General features: G+C 43.0%; 17 protein-coding genes, 1 tRNA gene and 2 pseudogenes. 9 read left to right on the forward strand and 11 right to left on the reverse strand.

Annotation, left to right across the window (positions count from 1 at the left end):
- Positions 1-2: 2 nt before the first annotated feature.
- Positions 3-701 (forward strand): annotated as a pseudogene (locus AAC853_RS10025) (IS1 family transposase).
- Positions 702-1,313: 612 nt separating this feature from the next.
- Here the strand turns inward: AAC853_RS10025 and AAC853_RS10030 are convergent.
- Genes AAC853_RS10030 through AAC853_RS10040 form a run of 3 tightly spaced genes read right to left on the reverse strand, consistent with a single transcriptional unit; the run spans position 1,314 to position 4,537 of the window.
- Positions 1,314-2,807: an aldehyde dehydrogenase family protein gene (locus AAC853_RS10030; RefSeq protein ID WP_340614486.1), complete on the reverse strand. Its 1,494-nt coding sequence runs from the start codon at positions 2,805-2,807 to the stop codon at positions 1,314-1,316.
- 15 nt (positions 2,808-2,822) lie between these two features.
- Positions 2,823-3,203 (reverse strand): cupin domain-containing protein, encoded by a 381-nt coding sequence (locus tag AAC853_RS10035; RefSeq protein ID WP_340614487.1) that lies wholly within the window; start codon positions 3,201-3,203, stop codon positions 2,823-2,825.
- Positions 3,204-3,235: 32 nt separating this feature from the next.
- Positions 3,236-4,537 (reverse strand): NAD(P)/FAD-dependent oxidoreductase, encoded by a 1,302-nt coding sequence (locus tag AAC853_RS10040; protein ID WP_338883402.1) that lies wholly within the window; start codon positions 4,535-4,537, stop codon positions 3,236-3,238.
- Between the two features lie 441 nt (positions 4,538-4,978).
- On the opposite strand from AAC853_RS10040, the gene uriH reads away from it, so the two are divergent.
- The gene (gene uriH, locus AAC853_RS10045; protein WP_338883404.1) at positions 4,979-5,929 is read left to right on the forward strand and encodes a uridine-preferring nucleoside hydrolase UriH; all 951 of its coding nucleotides are present in this window, start codon (positions 4,979-4,981) and stop codon (positions 5,927-5,929) included.
- A 65-nt stretch (positions 5,930-5,994) separates the two neighbouring features.
- Here uriH and AAC853_RS10050 read toward each other — a convergent pair whose 3' ends face one another.
- A complete protein-coding gene (locus tag AAC853_RS10050; RefSeq protein WP_340614489.1) occupies positions 5,995-6,783 on the reverse strand; it encodes a sulfite exporter TauE/SafE family protein in 789 nt (262 codons plus the stop codon).
- 266 nt (positions 6,784-7,049) lie between these two features.
- Complete coding sequence (locus tag AAC853_RS10055; protein WP_338883405.1) at positions 7,050-7,289, reverse strand: helix-turn-helix domain-containing protein; 240 nt, start codon at positions 7,287-7,289, stop codon at positions 7,050-7,052.
- A gap of 149 nt (positions 7,290-7,438) precedes the next feature.
- Between AAC853_RS10055 and AAC853_RS10060 the strand changes: the two genes are divergently transcribed.
- The gene (locus AAC853_RS10060) at positions 7,439-7,651 is read left to right on the forward strand and encodes a helix-turn-helix domain-containing protein (RefSeq protein ID WP_338883407.1); all 213 of its coding nucleotides are present in this window, start codon (positions 7,439-7,441) and stop codon (positions 7,649-7,651) included.
- Between the two features lie 39 nt (positions 7,652-7,690).
- Here AAC853_RS10060 and sugE read toward each other — a convergent pair whose 3' ends face one another.
- Together sugE and efp are read right to left on the reverse strand one after the other, a co-directional pair.
- Positions 7,691-8,005 carry a quaternary ammonium compound efflux SMR transporter SugE gene (sugE, locus tag AAC853_RS10065; RefSeq protein WP_338883409.1) on the reverse strand — a complete coding sequence of 105 codons (315 nt, stop codon included), beginning with the start codon at positions 8,003-8,005 and terminating at the stop codon, positions 7,691-7,693.
- A gap of 202 nt (positions 8,006-8,207) precedes the next feature.
- Positions 8,208-8,774: an elongation factor P gene (gene efp, locus AAC853_RS10070; protein WP_189758276.1), complete on the reverse strand. Its 567-nt coding sequence runs from the start codon at positions 8,772-8,774 to the stop codon at positions 8,208-8,210.
- A gap of 40 nt (positions 8,775-8,814) precedes the next feature.
- Here efp and epmB point away from each other — a divergent pair, with 40 nt between their 5' ends.
- Positions 8,815-9,843 (forward strand): EF-P beta-lysylation protein EpmB, encoded by a 1,029-nt coding sequence (gene epmB / locus AAC853_RS10075; RefSeq protein WP_340614490.1) that lies wholly within the window; start codon positions 8,815-8,817, stop codon positions 9,841-9,843.
- A 170-nt stretch (positions 9,844-10,013) separates the two neighbouring features.
- Here epmB and AAC853_RS10080 read toward each other — a convergent pair whose 3' ends face one another.
- The 4 genes and pseudogenes from AAC853_RS10080 to AAC853_RS10095 form a co-directional block, all read right to left on the reverse strand.
- Positions 10,014-10,352, reverse strand: coding sequence for a DUF4156 domain-containing protein (locus tag AAC853_RS10080; protein WP_340614491.1), 339 nt, complete (start codon positions 10,350-10,352; stop codon positions 10,014-10,016).
- A gap of 109 nt (positions 10,353-10,461) precedes the next feature.
- Positions 10,462-12,108: a chaperonin GroEL gene (gene groL, locus AAC853_RS10085; protein WP_338883414.1), complete on the reverse strand. Its 1,647-nt coding sequence runs from the start codon at positions 12,106-12,108 to the stop codon at positions 10,462-10,464.
- 58 nt (positions 12,109-12,166) lie between these two features.
- A pseudogene (locus tag AAC853_RS10090) lies at positions 12,167-12,460 on the reverse strand (co-chaperone GroES).
- A gap of 175 nt (positions 12,461-12,635) precedes the next feature.
- Complete coding sequence (locus AAC853_RS10095; protein ID WP_340614492.1) at positions 12,636-13,163, reverse strand: FxsA family protein; 528 nt, start codon at positions 13,161-13,163, stop codon at positions 12,636-12,638.
- A 379-nt stretch (positions 13,164-13,542) separates the two neighbouring features.
- On the opposite strand from AAC853_RS10095, the gene aspA reads away from it, so the two are divergent.
- The 5 genes from aspA to AAC853_RS10120 all read left to right on the forward strand — a co-directional run bounded on the left by aspA (position 13,543) and on the right by AAC853_RS10120 (position 19,125).
- On the forward strand, positions 13,543-14,967 hold the full coding sequence (gene aspA, locus AAC853_RS10100; RefSeq protein WP_340614493.1) for an aspartate ammonia-lyase: 1,425 nt from the start codon (positions 13,543-13,545) through the stop codon (positions 14,965-14,967).
- A 140-nt stretch (positions 14,968-15,107) separates the two neighbouring features.
- On the forward strand, positions 15,108-16,409 hold the full coding sequence (locus AAC853_RS10105) for an anaerobic C4-dicarboxylate transporter (protein WP_340614494.1): 1,302 nt from the start codon (positions 15,108-15,110) through the stop codon (positions 16,407-16,409).
- Positions 16,410-16,556: 147 nt separating this feature from the next.
- Complete coding sequence (locus tag AAC853_RS10110) at positions 16,557-18,329, forward strand: protein-disulfide reductase DsbD (RefSeq protein ID WP_340614495.1); 1,773 nt, start codon at positions 16,557-16,559, stop codon at positions 18,327-18,329.
- Between the two features lie 18 nt (positions 18,330-18,347).
- A complete protein-coding gene (gene dicD, locus AAC853_RS10115) occupies positions 18,348-18,920 on the forward strand; it encodes a division control transcriptional repressor DicD (protein ID WP_340614496.1) in 573 nt (190 codons plus the stop codon).
- A gap of 129 nt (positions 18,921-19,049) precedes the next feature.
- Positions 19,050-19,125: transfer RNA gene (locus AAC853_RS10120), tRNA-Phe, on the forward strand.
- Positions 19,126-19,396 lie beyond the last annotated feature (271 nt).

The raw sequence follows: 19,396 nt of genomic DNA on the forward strand, positions 1-19,396 counted from the left end.
ATATGGCTAAAGTGGATGTGGTTTGTCGTTACTGTCATACAACAGATCAGGTTAAAGGGCATGGAAAAGGACGTACTGGATATCCTCGCTATCACTGCTATGCCTGTCGCAAAACCTTCCAACTGCACTATACCTATCCAAGCCTGCCATCCCGGTATGAAAGAGCAAATTATTGATATGGCCATGAATAACGCCGGTGTCAGGGACACGGCTCGGGTTTTGAAAGTCGGCATTAACACCGTCATTCGCACATTAAAAAGCTCACATCAAGACAGGTGACTACGCTGCCGCTTGCGGGCAGTGAGATTCATCTTGTCTGTGAAATAGACGAACAATGGTCATTTGTCGGTAATAAGAAAAATCAACGCTGGCTCTGGTATGCCTGGGAGCCGAATAGGAAACGGGTAGTGGCACATGTGTTTGGGGAGCGCAGCAGGAAAACGTTGAAAAAGCGGCTGGCTCTCTTGTCTCCTTTTACTATCCAGTTTTACTGTACAGATGATTATGCCGTTTACGATTGCCTGCCTCAGGAAAAACACCTCACGGGAAAGAAATTTACCCAACGTATTGAGAGAACAAATCTTACGCTTCGTATCCGGATAAAGAGGCTGAATAGAAAGACAATAGGTTATTCCAAATCCGAAGAGATGCATGACAAAGTGGTCGGTACGTTCATTGAGCGTGAATACTCTATTTCATAAGAGATCTAACTATTGGGAGCATGACCCAAAAGGCCGTATCAACGTCATTAGCGTCATTCTCGAAAATACCTTCGTCACCCTAAGCTTGTTTACCGAGAATATTAATGCCGACGTTTTTTATGCGTGGATGACGCAAAATTTGCTGCCAAAGCTCTCCCTGCAGGGTAGTGATAGTCATGGACAATGCGCCTTTTCATAGATGAAATGACACGATATAAGTGATAGCAGACAGCGGATGCCAACTGAAATAGCACCGCCTTACATCCCCGATTTGAACCCCATCTAACACAAATGGACAGACGCAAAAACGATAAGAAGACGAGAAGGTGCTCAGTGGATGATTTGTTTATGGAACAGGTTGATTGCATCAAATTATATTGATTCTGCTATAATTGGGTTTCTTCGTCTTCTTATCTAATGAATAGTGTGTATATTGCCCCATGCCCGGATAATAGATATGTCACATGACAATTATTTGAACCTATGGTGACATTCTTATGACAACGATTTTTTCTGCAAGGCAAGAAGAAAAAATGAGCGCCTTAGCAGACAAAAGCCAAGTAGCGCTCTATCAATATAATTCCCTATTCCATTGTGATATTAACGCCCCCATCAATAACGCATCATGACCGACTTCAGCTCCGTATAATGCTCAATGAATGCGCTGCCAAACTCACGCCCCATTCCTGAAGATTTAGTACCACCAAATGGAACCGCAGGATCAAGGAACGTATGCATATTAATCCATAGCATACCCGCTTTAATGCAAGGGGTCATACGCATCGCTTTACTCATATCATTCGTCCAGAGGCTGGCAGACAACCCAAATGGTGTCGCATTCATCATGGTAATAAGCTCTTCCTCATCATCATAACTGAGGAAAGTGCCAATCGGCCCGAATGTCTCTTCGTTCATTAATGTATCTTTAACACTATTGGCTTTAATCACTGTTGGTGCGACAAAAAATCCCGGTCCCTCCAAAGCATAGCCTCCGTAGACAATTTCATTGCCCTCCTGACGCGCAGTTTCAAACATAGATAAAATTTTTTCGTAATGTTTTTTGTTTGCCAAAGGCCCCATTTCTGTTGATTCATCAAGGGGAGAGCCAATTTTCATCGCAGATAAACGTTCAGTAAGTAATGCCAAAACAGCATCCATGTGAACGGATGGAATATAAAAGCGCTCCGCGGCTGCACAAATTTGCCCTTGATACACATATCCCGCTTCCAGTATGCCATCAACGATCTTTTCAACGGTCATATCAGACAGAAAAGCTGCCGCGTTTTTACCGCCAAGCTCCAGTGTTGTGCGCTTCAATCCCTGCTCCAAGGCCAATTTCCCCACGCTTATTCCTGTTGGAACGGAGCCTGTAAAAGTGACTTTGGCACATTGAGGGTGATTAACCAGAGAAGATCCAACCCGAGCGCCTGTACCGTTGACGATATTGATCACACCATCTGGAATTCCCGCTTCTTTTGCCAGTTCAGCCACACGAAGTAGGGTTAAGGGCGTATATTCACTGGGTTTAAGCACAATCGTACAGCCACAGGCCAGTGCTGCCCCCAATTTCCAGATCGCAATCATGATGGAAAAATTCCACGGAATAATGCCAACTACGACGCCGATAGGCTCACGGCGCGTGAATGCAGAATATTTTTCCCCTTTAAACGATGGCAGTGATACATTCAGTGTTTCACCCGTAATTTTGGTTGACCATCCGGCAAAATAGCGTAAATAATCGGCTGATGCATCTACATCCAGCATACGGGATAATTGAATCGGTTTACCGGAACATAAACTTTCCAGTTGTGCTAACTCGTCACTATTTTTTTGTAATAGATCAGCCAACCGATTTAGGCAATTCCCCCGTTCCATAGGAGAAGTCTGCGCCCACACGCCGTGAAAAGCATCTGATGCCGCCTGCATTGCCTGATTAACTTCATGTTCTCCTCCTTGATTGACCGTAGCTATCACTTCGCCAGATGCCGGGTTAACGATAGAGAAAGTTTCATTTTCCTGACCAAGAACAGAGACTCCATTAATATAATGACCATGAGAGTGCTGCAAAAAAGTTGTCACTGACTCCAGCAAATGAATGTCACTCATCACCTTTTCCTCTGCCTAATCAGACAATTGCCCATTTATACAAGCCATATAATGTTTGACGAAACGCTCACTGGTGATTTCCCACAATACTTCGCTTCCCTTTGCCGCAAACCACGAGTCGCCTTTATGGTATTCGACCATCACCCCTGTTTTGACATCTGTCAGTTTCACTGAACCCTCATGCACTGTTGCCATTTCATCAAAGGGATAGATCATTTTAAATTTGCCTTTAGTGCAGGCAAAAATACCACATGTCAGATTATCCGATGGTTCCCCGTGGATCATGGCGACACTTGCCTGCGGATCGCCCTCCACCACAACAGAACCAAGATTAGTGACACTGCCAATTGGCATTAATTCAGGAAGAGTTTTATCTAACAATAATGGCTTTATCATAACTTTTACCTTTAACTGTGACCGTTGAAAAACTAACGACGCCCTTTCCAGTAACCTGAAGCCTGATGCCAAGTCTTACCGACAGAGAGCAGTACATTTCTCAGTTTATCTTTCCCGATAATATCGAGGTGTGGAATCGAACTAAGTAGCGAATAACGCTCCGAACCTTCACTCATTCCCTCAGCCAAAATTTTGCAGATGATGTGGCTTGGCGTTACCCCAAATCCCGAATAGCCTTGAACATAGAACACATTTTTATGATTAGGCAGAGAACCCATTTGTGGAAACAAATTAGCGCTGCAACATAATGGCCCGCCCCATGCCAATTCTATCTCCACATCTTTCAAATAAGGGAAGGTCTTGAGCATGAGATTGCGGTTCCATGCTTTTAAATCGGAAGGCATATATTCAAGAAAGTGTGTTGCGCTGCCATATAACAGGCGATTTTCTTTAGTAACACGGTAGTAATCGATGACTGGGCTAATATCACTGTAGGCTCCTCGAATTGGGCTGATCCTTTCAATCAAATCATCCGACAGTTCTTCCGTCATCAATTGAAAAGCATAAGTATTAATTGTTTTTCTATAAATAGCCGGTTCGAGTCCATCCAAAAAGCCATTACATGCCCACAGCATCTTATTGGCGCGCACTGATCCTGTTACTGTACGTACGGTAACCCTGGAGCCATACTCTACGCTCACAACCTGACTGTTTTCGAAGATTTTGACACCATATTCAGTAACAGCTTTGGCTTCACCCAGCAGCAAGTTGAGTGAATGAACATGTCCCCCACCCATATGTTTTAGTGCACTGGTATAACGGTCTGAACCAATAACTTTTTTAACATCTGCACCCGTATAAAGCTCAATTTCTTCACCAGGGGAAGCCGAACGAAATTCCTGTAACCAACTATGCAGGGTTTTATCATGACGCGAATTCCAACCAAGATAGGCATAACCTTGGCAAAAGTCAGCCTGAATATCATATTTGGCAACTCGATCACGAATGATTCCCGCTCCCAAGCTACTGATTTTAAATATAGCTTCCAGGCCTTTTTTACCCACGTGGCGTTTGATCTTATCCAAATCATGGCCAATCCCCGTCATCACCTGCCCACCATTACGGCCTGTACCGCCATACCCCAAAGTTCGGCCTTCCAAAATAGCAATATTGGTGATGCCTTTTTCTGCCAGCTCTAATGCGGTATTGATACCGGAAAAACCTCCGCCAATGATAACAACATCAACATCTAGATCTTCTGTCAGCATCGGAAAACGAAGATCATATTTTTTCGTCACTGTATAGTATGTTAATGAATCAAGCTTATTATTCATGTTATACCCCATGAGCATCTGCTTATCCCCTGATGGTGTAACCTTGCTATTCCTTTTATCAGGGGTGCTTATCACATTTTTTGAACATTAGTTATTCATGTGTATTAACAAAACAATAAAGAACAAAATATTAATAAGTTAACAAACTAACAAAATTAGACATTAATGCATTTTATGTCTGGTATATATATGAATCATATGTGCTTGAAATTCTCAAATCATTTGTTGTTTTCATGTTAATAGAATCACAATTATTAAAATATTTATTAATAAATTGTGATTTTTATGTTTTCATTTTGTGATAGAGTTGGAGGAAATTTTTTCTGTTAGTAAATTATCCTGACCGTAAATATTTACATATGTACTTAATAGGTTTCGAGTTGTAACCGACAAAACAGCAACTTGAGAAATGAAGGTCATAATCACTGGAAAGGAATGAATATGCTACCCAAGAAAATCATCCTCGACTGCGATCCTGGGCATGATGATGCCATTGCTCTCCTGCTTGCCCACGGGGATCCCAATATTGAATTGTTGGCTGTAACGACAGTTGTTGGTAATCAAACCCTGAATAAAGTCACCCGCAATGCGCTTTGTGTTGCACGCATCGCTAATATTCATAACGTTCCTTTCGCAGCAGGTTGTCACCGCCCACTTGTTCGGGAGATCAATACAGCCCCAGACATTCATGGTGAAACGGGTCTGGATGGCCCTATTCTTCCTGAACCTAGTATGAAACTGGATGCGCGCCATGCAGTTGATCTCATTATTGATGTGATTATGGAAAATCCGCCCAAAAGTGTGACTTTGGTGCCAACTGCAGGTTTGACGAATATCGCTATGGCTGCGCGCAAAGAACCGAAAATTGTTGAGCGGGTAAAAGAAGTTGTATTAATGGGAGGGGGCTATCATAAAGGAAACAGAAGCGCAGTTGCGGAATTCAATATCGTGATCGATCCAGAAGCTGCCCACATTGTCTTTAATGAAAAATGGCCGTTGACAATGGTCGGTTTAGATCTCACTCACCAAGCGCAAGCAACACCTGAAATTATTGAAGCAATTGCCCAGATTAAGACACGTCCTGCCCAATTCGTTTTGGATGCTCTGAAGTTTTATGGTGACAGGTATCTTGAGCATCAAGGATTTGGCTATCCTCCTGTGCATGATCCCTGTGCTGTAGCTTATGTGATCGATCCGGATGTTATGACGACCCAAAAAGTCCCCGTTAATATCGAACTGATGGGAGGCTTAACAACAGGAATGACTGTTGCAGATTTCCGTTTTCCGCCACCTGAAGATTGCCATACGCAGGTTGCTGTCAAATTGGATCATGCCAAATTCTGGCAATTGGTGATTGATGCTCTAAAAAATATTGGTGAAACAACTTACTGATATTACTAATTTACTCTTTTACTATTGAGGTTATCTCTCTGCCTCAATAGTCAAAAGAATTTCTATTAAACTAACCGAATGCCCATCAACACAGCACTACATAAGATCAGGAATAATGTGGCATATTGTAGTACTTTATCAGACACATGCTTGATCAAATAATTGGCGAAAGGGATAGCCAGCAAAGAACCAACAAACAATACCAACGCCAGTTTCCAGTCTGTATGCCCTCCATAGGCATAAGCGAAAGCAGATGAGCCGGATAACATCATCGTGATAAACAGGGAAACACCAACCGCTTGTTTAATACTCATTTGCCCATAGCGTAATAATAGTGGCAATACCACTATGCCACCACCCACTCCTGTTGCCCCAAGTACTAATCCAGCTCCCGTACCGGGTAACAAGAAAGGCTTAATCAACCTAGATTGTAATTGTGGTTGTGTTTGGCTCATGTGTAATTGTGGCTGGTGTATTCGACGGTAAAAAAGATAAAGGGAAAATAAGATAGCCAATAAAACCAGTAAATTAATTCCCCATTCAAATTGTACCCGATTATGGCTTAAATGACTCAACATCGTGACGCCATAACTGGCGAATACCGTACTGGGTATCATGATCAGTAGAATAATCAAAGATTGGCGTAAGGGAATATTTCCCATGCGAAAATGTATATAAGAAGATGATATTTTCATCAACATTGAAAGAAGATTAGCCGTCGCAACAGAAGACAATGCATCTAATCCAAAAAAATAGGTCAAGATTGGTAAAACTATCACTCCACCACCAACACCGGTAGTAGTGATAATCACGCCAACAATCGCCCCAATCACAAGTTCAAGGATTAATAACATCATCTCGTTCCCAGCTGATATCTAATCAAAAATCATTTTCTTACCAAATTTCAGCAAGCACTGCACATAATATGACAAAAACAAATATCATATTCAAAAATAGAATATAACTTTCAGTCTAGTACTCAAGCCAAACGATAAGGGAACATGATTCTTTCAAGTCGCAGCTTTATTGGCTGCAACTTTGCAATTGAAAGTAAAGAAAATGAAGAGATGGGAGGATTAGTTGCTAAAATTTAACCCGCATTATCTTTTGATAATGAGATTTAGTGAGGAGGATATATTGTCCCAAAATCGAACAATTCACTGAGTTCAATCTGTAATCCATTTGCTATCACATAAATAATTTCCAAGGTGGGGTTCCTGACACCACGTTCAATGCCACTGACATAAGTACGATCCAGTCCACACTTATCGGCAAAAGCCTCTTGTGACATCCCAGCTTCTATCCTGAGATACCTAATTCTTTGACCAAAAAGGGATCTGATGTTGTTCGATTTTTTCATCCGATAAGTATCGATTCATGTTACTTATCCGACCACGGACTATAAGTCACGTTTCAGCTAGAGTTATGCTATGATGTGTGACTTATAGTCTACTGAATACTCATTTACTTTTTAATTAAAAAGATAATTGATAACTGGAGAGCTTAAGGATGGAAAAAAAAGACTGGCATTCTGCTGACATCATCGCTGAATTGAAAAAACGCGGAACAACACTATCGGAAGTATCACGATCAGCAGGGCTGGCATCATCAACTCTTGCCAATGCATTGCAACGACACTGGCCAAAAGGCGAACGCCTTATTGCGACAGCACTTGGACGAACACCAGAAGAAATATGGCCTTCGCGTTATGAAAAGAAATAATCATAAGCCCAGCACAGCGCTGGGTTTATTCATAAGCAATCAACCCGCCAACTTTAAGCCAATAATCCCAATCACAATCAGGCCAAGGCTCAATATCCGAACTAAATTCGCAGATTCCCCCAGCACCATGATGCCGAAAACCGCCGTACCCACCGCACCGATACCTGTCCACACTGCATAGGCAGTTCCTGCCGGTAGATTTTTCATGGCATAAGCCAGTAACCCCATACTGACCACCATCGCGCTGATCGTAATTAAACTCGGCACCCAGCGTGAAAAACCGTGGGTATATTTTAGGCCTATCGCCCACACGACTTCCAACAAACCAGCAATAAGAAGGATCAACCAAGACATGTCTTTCCCTTTATATAAGGATAAGTGGAGCCGTCCCCGATGAGATGACGTTTATCCAGGTCGTCCAGGATAACGATAAGAAATGAAATTGGATTATAGCTACCCGATTTAATAGCTGCAATGAGACTAACCAAGAAGTGATGATAAAAAACCGCAACCTCTGGACGAAGAGGCTGCGATTTTTTTAGAATAGCAAACGCGGTTATTTCACGCGAGAAACGTATTCGCCAGAACGAGTGTCAACTTTGATCACTTCGCCGATCTGGACAAACAGAGGAACTTTAACGACAGCGCCGGTGCTCAAGGTTGCAGGTTTACCACCAGTACCAGCAGTATCACCTTTCAGACCTGGATCAGTATCAACGATTTCCAGTTCAACAAAGTTTGGTGGAGTTACAGCGATAGGACGGCCATCCCACAGAGTCAGAATACATTCTGCCTGATCGATCAGCCACTTGGCATTATCACCAACGGCTTTCTCATCTGCAGCCAACTGCTCGAAAGTTTCGTTGTTCATGAAATGCCAAAATTCACCGTCGTTGTATAAATAAGTCAGGTTGACATCCATGACATCTGCACTTTCAGCAGAATCTGTTGATTTAAAAGTTTTTTCCAACAGTTTACCAGAGATCAGTTTGCGAATACGAACGCGGGCAAATGCCTGCCCTTTACCTGGTTTAACAAATTCACTGTCAAGAATAGCGCACGGCTCGCCATCTAACATGATTTTAAGACCTGAACGGAATTCATTGGTACTATAAGTAGCCATGGAGATCCTCTAATTTTTAACAAAATGGCTTAGCCAAAAAATGGCACACATTATAACCCATATTCACCCTGTCAGAGAAGCCTGGCTACAACAACTCGCGGATGTTATTACTGATCCCAATGAGTTGTTACAACTGTTATCCTTAAACACACATACGAAACTGCAAGAAGGCAATGAAGCAAAGCGCTTATTTCCTCTGCGTGTGCCAAGAGCATTTGTAACACGAATGAAAAAGGGCGATCTCCGTGATCCTCTTCTATTACAAGTCCTGACCTCACGGGAAGAGTTTGCTATATCCCCTGGTTTCACCCCTGATCCATTGGATGAACAACGCAGTGTTGTTCCAGGTCTATTGCATAAATATCACAATCGAGCCTTGCTATTGGTCAAAGGGGGTTGCGCGGTTAATTGTCGCTATTGTTTTCGCCGCCATTTCCCTTATGAGGATAATAAAGGCAATAAAAACAATTGGCTGCTTGCTCTGGATTATATTGAACAACACCCTGAGCTTGACGAAATTATCTTCTCTGGGGGCGATCCATTAATGGCTAAGGATCATGAACTGGACTGGTTAATCAGCCGTCTTGAATCTATCCCACACATTAAGCGGTTACGTATCCATACACGTTTACCGGTTGTGATCCCTGATCGTATAACGCTTTCATTGTGTAATCGTCTTGCACAAACTCGTTTGCAGGTCATCATGGTAACCCATATCAACCATGCGAATGAAATTGATAATGCGTTACGCACAAGTATGATTCGACTAAAACAAGCTGGAGTGACACTGCTGAATCAAAGTGTGATGTTACGTGATGTCAATAATAATGCAGAGACTTTGGCTGATTTAAGTAATGCACTCTTTGACGCAGGCATATTACCTTACTACATTCACGTTCTGGATAAAGTTCAAGGTGCCGCACATTTTCTCGTGGACGATGAAGAGGCAAAAGCTGTCATGCGAGAATTATTAACTAAAGTATCCGGTTATCTGGTTCCAAGCCTGACCAGAGAAATTGGTGGAGAACCAAGCAAAACCCCACTGGATTTAGGACTAGCACAAAACTAGTGATAATTCCTATGCCAATCGATAACAGATGAGTTTAATTCCATCATTATTGAGTTCTTCTGAATGGGCAGCGCACAAAAACTGAATATATTCGCGACTCTTAATGTTGCGAAACATTCTTTCTGAGCCTTGCCCAAACCACTTTCTCACTAGGCACATCTATTTAATATCTAAGGGCATTTATAGGCCTGACCAACCATTTTGCTATCAAGGGGGACAAAACTAGACAATAACCCCTCTGATGGACTATTTATATCATAAATAACGTTGCCGCCTTCAGCCACTTTATTACGCAAGTCATTGGCTGCACTACGCATAGAACTACTTTCATTGCTAACACCATTGAGCCAGTTGCTTTGGGTACCACTAACTTCACCTAATCGCTGGCATTCACTACCTGGTTGAGTGTCCACAAAACGCACATTAGCGCCAGCAGAGGTTAATTGATGAGCTGTTGTACACCCTGCCAACAGTAATACTGACGCACTAAATAAAATCTTAATTCGCATAACTTCCCTCATTGATTATGGAAACAATAAAAAGGCGAGCAAGTTTTCCCTGCTCGCCTTTAAGGGCTTTCCTAACAGATGGACAATGCCATCATCAGGATGAACAGCATCACATCATGCCGCCCATTCCACCCATACCGCCCATACCGCCAGCTGCACCTAAGTCAGCTTTGTCATCTTTAGGCAGTTCAGTCACCATTGCTTCGGTAGTGATCATCAAACCAGCAATAGAAGCTGCGAATTGCAGTGCAGAACGGGTTACTTTAGTTGGATCCAAGATACCCATTTCGATCATATCGCCGTACTGTTCAGTTGCAGCGTTATAACCGTAGTTGTCTTTACCTGCTTTCACGTTGTTTACAACAACAGAAGGCTCTTCACCTGCGTTGTCTACGATCTGACGCATTGGTGCTTCCATCGCACGCAGTGCAACGCGAATACCAACGTTCTGATCTTCGTTGTCACCAGTCAGGTTAGAGATTGTGCTAGCAACACGAACCAGAGCAACACCACCACCAGCAACAACACCTTCTTCTACAGCCGCACGAGTTGCGTGCAGTGCATCGTCAACGCGAGCGCGTTTTTCTTTCATTTCAACTTCAGTTGCTGCACCTACTTTGATTACAGCAACACCGCCTGCCAATTTAGCAACACGCTCTTGCAGTTTTTCACGGTCATAATCAGAAGTAGATTCTTCGATCTGCTGACGGATTTGAGTAACACGTCCAGCAATTGCGCTTTCTTCACCGACACCATCAATGATAGTTGTAGTGTCTTTGTTAATAACAACACGTTTTGCCTGGCCCAGATCTTCCAGAGTCGCTTTTTCCAGCTCCAGACCAATCTCTTCGGAGATAACAGTACCGTTAGTCAGGATTGCGATATCTTGCAGCATGGCTTTACGGCGATCACCAAAGCCAGGTGCTTTAACCGCAGCAACTTTCACGATACCACGCATGTTATTCACAACCAGAGTTGCCAGTGCTTCGCCTTCAACATCTTCAGCAATAATCATCAAAGGCTTGCTTGCTTTAGCGACGCCTTCCAGAACTGGCAGCAATTCACGGATGTTGGAGATTTTTTTGTCAACCAGCAGGATGTATGGGTTTTCCAGTTCAACAGAACCCGCTTCTGGTTTGTTGATGAAATAAGGAGACAGGTAACCACGGTCGAACTGCATACCTTCAACAACATCCAGTTCGTCTTCCAAGCCAGTACCTTCTTCAACGGTGATTACACCTTCTTTACCAACTTTATCCATCGCTTCTGCGATCAGTTTACCTACAGTTTCGTCGGAGTTTGCAGAGATAGTACCAACCTGTGCAATAGCAGTGGAATCAGAGCAAGGTACGGACAGTTTTTTCAGCTCCTCAACAGCGGAAACAACTGCTTTATCAATACCGCGTTTCAGATCCATTGGGTTCATGCCAGCAGCAACAGCTTTCAGACCTTCGGTGACGATAGCTTGAGCCAATACGGTTGCTGTGGTGGTACCATCACCTGCCGCATCATTAGCTTTAGAAGCGACTTCTTTAACCATCTGAGCACCCATGTTCTCGAATTTATCTTCCAATTCGATTTCACGTGCTACAGATACACCGTCTTTAGTGATGACAGGCGCACCGAAAGATTTATCCAAAACTACATTACGGCCTTTAGGGCCCAGGGTCACTTTAACTGCATCAGCCAGTACATTCACACCGCGTAGCATTTTGCTGCGAGCATCATTACCAAATTTTACGTCTTTAGCTGCCATTGTGTCTTTCCTTTAAATTCGTTCAATCAAGAAGATCTAAGCGTAATAAGATTTTCAATTACGCTTCAACAATTGCCAGAATGTCGCTTTCAGACATGATCAATACTTCTTCATTATCGATCTTTTCTGTTTTAACGCCGTAACCTTCATTAAAAATAACAGTATCACCTACTTTTACGTCCAGCGCCTTCACTTCCCGCTTTCGAGAATGCGACCATTGCCGACTGCCAAAACTTTCCCACGGGTAGATTTGCCCGCAGCAGAGCCCGTCAGAACAATACCGCCAGCGGATTTTGATTCAACTTCTTGTACGCTTGATAATAACGCGGTCATGTAATGGACGAATTTTCATTGATAGATCTCCTATAAATAAAGTCCATATCAGGTAAGAGGATTGATACCAGAACCCAACAGAACCGGTATCATGAAGCTACAAATTGGGGCTTAAGATCATGACTTCAAGGGTGGGTAACAAAAAAATTTTACTTTTTTCTTACTCTCTGAAATCTCAACCAATGTAACGGCAATCATTTCTTATTGCGCTCACTGTCAGATTCACCATAATTTTTTTGGTCATCCGATATACGAGAAGCGTCATCTTGCCTGCGCTCATATTCTCCCTCAAAAGTCTGCCCGTTCTGCCCATAACCGCCATGATGATTACCATAATTACCGGAACCATAAAAAGTATTCGGGCGGTAAACCTTAATATGAGGCAATAGCTTCGCTGTCAGAAGTTTCTGTACGGGAGACAATAGCAACAGTAACCCAAGAAAATCGGTGAAGAAACCGGGCAATATCAGCAAGAATCCAGCGATGACCAGAGATACACTTTTAACAGCTTCTTCCGCAGGACTCTCACCGGCTGCGAGTTTTTGCTGCATAGAGAGGAAATTCTTAATACCTTGATTACGCACAAGGGATACACCAAGACAAGACGTCAGGATAACCAATAACAGAGTCAACAAGACTCCAACTTCGGAGGCAATCCGAACAAACAGGACAGACTCGATGTAAACCAGAAGGCATATAAGGATAAGCGGGAGCCAACGCACGTGGTTCTCCTTTCATTATTATTGAGGGTTCACACTATTCGATCATTCACACTCTGTGTGACACCTAATATCGGGTTAGATCACATAATATGGTGTTAGATAATCTATGTGGGGATAATCGTGGCTGTTTTCAACACTTCAAATCCTCAACTTTTTCCTCCCGTAATCGTGACCTTAGTCACACATATGTTATTTCATCAATAAAATAGCACTATAAAGTGATCCAGGTTCAAGGCATTTCTTACAAATCCACATATGATCGCGCCAGCAATTTCATGATAAGTGTTTAATATCAGGGAAATTGTTGGCGGCAACATTATTTTTCAACAAACACGTAATAGAACAGTCAAAAAACGTATCCAATTTTAAGAAGGTTCTCATGTCAAACAACATTCGTATCGAAGAAGACCTGTTAGGTAAACGAGAAGTTCCTGCTGAAGCCTACTATGGTATTCACACTCTACGTGCGATTGAAAACTTTTATATCAGTGACCGTACCATCAACAATGTGCCTGAGTTCATCCGGGGCATGGTGATGGTGAAAAAAGCTGCGGCACTGGCAAATAAAGAACTCCATACTATTTCTGGAAAAGTGGCAGATATTATCGTCAAAGCGTGTGATGAAGTTCTCATTAAAGGCAAATGTATGGATCAATTCCCTGTTGATGTCTTTCAGGGCGGCGCCGGTACTTCACTGAACATGAACACGAATGAGGTGCTGGCAAATATCGGCCTGGAGTTGATGGGACATCAAAAAGGTGAATATGAGTACCTGAACCCAAATGATCACCTAAACAGAAGCCAGTCAACCAATGATGCTTACCCTACCGGTTTCCGAATTGCTGTTTATAACGCCCTGATGCACTTAATTGATTCCATTGAGTTGCTGAAAGAGGGTTTTGACAAAAAAGGCGTTGAATTCGATGACATCCTGAAAATGGGCCGTACCCAGTTGCAAGACGCGGTTCCCATGACTCTGGGCCAAGAATTCCGGGCTTTTTCTGTACTGTTGAAAGAAGAGATCAAAAACATCACTCGCACGGCAGAGCTGCTGCTAGAAGTAAACCTTGGCGCGACTGCTATCGGTACTGGCTTGAATACTGCACCAGGTTACCAAAAGCTGGTCGTTGAAAAATTGGCCGAAGTCACAGGATTGCCTTGCCAACCAGCAGAAGATTTGATAGAAGCCACCTCTGACTGTGGCGCTTACGTCATGGTTCACAGTGCGTTGAAGCGTCTGGCTGTTAAGATGTCCAAGATTTGCAACGACTTGCGTCTGCTCTCTTCCGGCCCTCGTGCTGGCCTGAATGAAATTAACCTGCCAGAATTGCAGGCGGGTTCTTCTATCATGCCAGCGAAAGTTAACCCTGTGGTGCCAGAAGTTGTTAACCAAGTTTGCTTCAAAGTCATCGGTAATGATACCTGTGTCACTATGGCAGCAGAAGCAGGCCAATTACAGCTTAACGTCATGGAACCGGCGATTGGCCAGGCTATGTTTGAATCTATATCTATCCTGAACAACGCCTGCCGTAATTTGGTGGAAAAATGCGTCAACGGCATTACTGCCAATAGAGATGTTTGCGAAAACTTCGTATTCAACTCCATCGGGATCGTGACTTATCTGAACCCCTTTATTGGTCACCACAATGGCGATATCGTGGGTAAGATCTGTGCTGAAACAGGCAAAAGTGTCCGTGAAGTTGTGCTTGAACGCGGTTTACTGACCGAAGCTGAATTAGATGATATTTTCTCCGTTGAGAACCTAAAACATCCAACTTATAAAGCAAAACGTTTTGATGACTAATTAAATGATTATAATAACGAGTTCGTCTTAATTATTAAGGCACGCTATTCCAACCGGAAGCGTGCCTTTTTAATTTTCTGCAAACACAAACTATTAACCATAGATTTTCATAATACTAAATAAATGAAGGAGTATTTAACATGTTAGCCGTAGAATTGGTTATTGTTCTGCTGGCCATTTTTTTGGGGGCACGATTAGGGGGAATAGGTATTGGTTTTGCTGGTGGGATTGGTGTTCTCGTCCTTGCCGCCATCGGTGTTAAACCAGGTAGTATTCCATTTGACGTAATTTCAATTATCATGGCCGTCATTGCTGCGATATCAGCCATGCAAGTGGCGGGGGGACTAGATTATCTCGTTCAGCAAACTGAAAAATTACTGCGCAAGAATCCCAAATACATCACAGTCCTTGCACCTATCGTCACTTATTTTCTGACACTATTTGCAGGCACGGGTAACATCTCACTGGCAACATTACCTGTTATTACAGAAGTTGCCAAAGAGCAAGGCATAAAACCATGCCGTCCACTCTCTACTGCCGTTGTCGCTGCCCAGATCGGTATCACTGCTTCACCTATTTCTGCGGCGGTTGTTTATATGGCATCGATTATGGAAGGGCAAGGCATCAGCTATATCCACCTGTTAATGGTATTACTGCCTTCAACATTTTGTGCCATCATCCTTATGTCATTCATTATTTCATGGCTGTTTGATGCAAAATTGTCGAATGATCCCGTTTACCAAAAACGTCTTGAAGATGGCTTGATAGAAATGCGTGGCGCCAGCCAGATTCAAATCAAACCCAAAGCAAAATGCTCTGTTCTGTTGTTCCTGCTCGGTGTTGTTGGTGTTGTCATTTATGCGATTATTAATAGCCCAAGTGTCGGCCTGGTTGCAAAACCGCTAATGAACACCACCAATGCGATTTTGATCATCATGCTCAGTGTCGCTACGCTCACCACCATTATTTGCTCCGTCGATACTGATGCCATCCTGAACTCAAGCACTTTCAAAGCAGGTATGAGCGCATGTATCTGTATCTTAGGAGTTGCATGGTTAGGCGATACATTTGTTCAAGCGAACATAGACTGGATCAAAGAAACCGCGGGTAGTTTGATTCATGCCCAACCCTGGTTACTGGCAGTCATCTTCTTCTTCTGTTCAGCATTACTCTATTCACAAGCAGCAACAGCTAAGGCATTAATGCCAATGGCTCTGGCTCTGAATGTCACGCCATTAACGGCGATCGCTTCTTTCTCCGCAGTGTCTGGTTTGTTTATCCTGCCAATTTATCCGACACTGGTTGCAGCCGTACAGATGGATGATACCGGAACCACCCGTATCGGACGTTTTGTCTTCAACCATCCATTCTTTATTCCGGGTACTCTTGCCGTTGTATTAGCCGTCACATTCGGTTTTCTGTTTGGTGGTATTATCCTGTAGCTTCACAATTTCGATTATTTGGCATTATTATTTCAGGGGCGTGCCAGCCCCTGAAATCTTCCTGACACATCTTTTCCTGTAAAAAACTCTGCATTGTCTTAATATTAGGAATCAAACCCACGATACAGGCAGGCTAAAGACTATCTTATGATGAAACGTATTCTTATGTTGCTTCTACTGTTCAGCAGTATCGCTCTGTCGCCTAACAACGCTAGCGCACTGTTTGAACAACCAGGGAAAAGCCTCTACCTTCCTGCTGATCAGGCATTCATGTTCGATTTTCAGCAACAAGGAAATAAACTCACTCTGAACTGGGATATTCAACCTGGTTATTACCTTTATCGAAAACAGTTCAATATCATTCCCAATCAAGAAGTATCATTGGGTGAAATTTCATACGCCAAAGGCGTCGATCATGAAGATGAGTTTTTTGGTAAGACAGAAGTCTATTTTCAATCGGCACGGATTGATATTCCCATTCTGTCTGCCACCAACAACGGCTCTCTCCAGATTACATACCAAGGATGTGCAGAAGCAGGTTATTGTTATCCGCCTGAAACCTTAAGCGTACCATTGCAAGCCGTTGCTGCTTCTCTATCAGGCAATAAAACCGCGCCCCCCACCAACATAACGACAAATAAAGAAGACTCCTTACAAGCACCTCTGCAACAGGGAGATATACCATCCGAGTCCCACGATGTGCCATTTTCGCCACTCTGGGCGTTATTAATTGGCATTGGTATTGCTTTTACTCCCTGCATACTGCCCATGTATCCGCTGATTTCCAGCATTATTTTGGGCCAAAAACGTCCTGAAAGCCTGAAACGGATTTTTTGGCTCGCCATGAGTTACGTTCAGGGAATGGCGCTCACTTACACAATACTTGGCTTAATCGTCGCGGCGGCTGGCTTGCAATTTCAGGCTGCCCTGCAAAATCCTTACATTCTCGTAGGGCTGTCAGTGCTGTTTATTTTGCTCGCCTTATCAATGTTTGGGCTATATACATTACAACTTCCTTCTTCGCTCCAAACTCGCCTCGTGGATTGGAGCAACCAACAACAAAGTGGCTCTTACATTGGCGTATTCGTGATGGGAGCTTTAGCCGGTTTAATCGCCTCTCCCTGCACTACCGCACCACTCAGTGCTATTTTGCTTTATATCGCCCAAAGCGGTAATACATTAGTCGGCGGCTTAACGTTGTACCTCTACGCATTGGGAATGGGCTTACCGCTTATCGCCGTCACACTATTTGGTCACAAACTCCTGCCACGCAGCGGCTCATGGATGCAATACGTTAAGGAAGCCTTCGGATTTATCATATTGGCTCTGCCAGTTTTCTTGCTGGAACGTGTACTGGGTGACACATGGGGCATAAGATTGTGGAGCCTATTAGCTGTTTCTTTCCTTGGTTGGGCATTCGCATTAACTTTAAACAGCAAAAACGGTTGGATACGAACCTTACAAGTTATCTTACTTGCTTTGGCACTCATTGCTTCACGTCCTCTACAAGATTGGGTATGGGGAAACCCTGTGGCAGAACAACAAAAAGTTACTTTACAGTTTCAACAAGTCTCTGATTGGCAAGAGTTAAGTCAAATTTTGGCGGAAAATCATCATCGACCGATTATGTTGGATCTCTATGCTGACTGGTGTGTCGCCTGCAAGGAGTTTGAAAAATATACTTTCAGTGATCCAAAAGTACAGGCACAATTAAGCCAATTCCTCTTGTTACAGGCAAATGTCACGGATAACACCCCAAAACAAAAAGAACTGTTGCAAAAACTGCAAGTGCTGGGACTCCCCACTATCTTATTTTTCGATAAGGGAACAGAGCTAACCGATGAGCGAATCAATGGATTCATAGATGCTCAGCGTTTTAATCAGCATGTACAGCAATTACAACATCGACAACCAAAATAATCTGGAAGGAGAGCCACCGTGCAACGTGAATATGTGCTTAGCCATGTCCTGAACTTATTAGAGCAACATGGCCTGTCAGCGACACTGGAGACGCTTTTAGCCTCTATCGATATTGATATCAGCCATATAAAACATTTTTGGCCTGATCGTGAAGCCTTACTCTACGACTGCTTGCGCCATCACAGCCAGCAAATTGAAATCTGGCAGCGCCAAACTCTATTGGATGAAGGCCTAAGCCCTGAGCAAAAATTGCTGGCACGCTACGACGCTCTCAAAGAAAAAGTACAAGAACAACGTTATCCAGGCTGCCTGTTTATTGCTGCTTGCAGCGCATTTCCTGACGCTAACCATCCAATTCACCAATTAGCAGAATTACAAAAACAGAACTCTTTCCATTACACGGAAGAATTATTACAACAACTTGATATTGACGATAGCAAGCAAGTCGCTCAACAGATGGAACTTATCCTTGAGGGGTGTCTGAGTAGGCTATTAGTGAAAAGAGATTTTGAAGATGTGATCACTGCGAAAATTCTAGCTCAAGATATTCTAACCATCGCAAAATGCCGAAAAAATGGGGCATTAAGTTAATAAAAAACGGCATTAGCTGAATAACCACACTGAATTGGTATAAAAATAAAGCAAACAATCAATTTTTATCGTTTTTTTGCAAAAAGTGTTTGACGGATTAGGCTGAATACGGTTTAATGCGCCCCGTTAGCCCGGATAGCTCAGTCGGTAGAGCAGGGGATTGAAAATCCCCGTGTCGGTGGTTCGATTCCGCCTCCGGGCACCAAAATTTTAAAGCTAATTTGTTGAATACTATCAGGTAATTAACAAGTAAGTTAAAATTTATGGCCGTTAAGAAAATGTTAAACAATTGGTAGCCTGGTTTGCATACTCGATGTTTAAAAAAGCCGTAAATAAGGAATACAGAGTGCCTGCATTTGCAAGCACTCTTTTTTTCGCTCAAGGTAATGATTTCAGTAATTGATTCTGATGTCAAGTCAGGTGTAAAGTTCACAGGATGCCGGATCGGTATCAATTATCAATTATCTTTTCATACC

Source organism: Xenorhabdus thailandensis (genome assembly GCF_037996785.1).
In the GTDB taxonomy this organism is placed as follows: Bacteria; Pseudomonadota; Gammaproteobacteria; order Enterobacterales; family Enterobacteriaceae; genus Xenorhabdus; species Xenorhabdus griffiniae.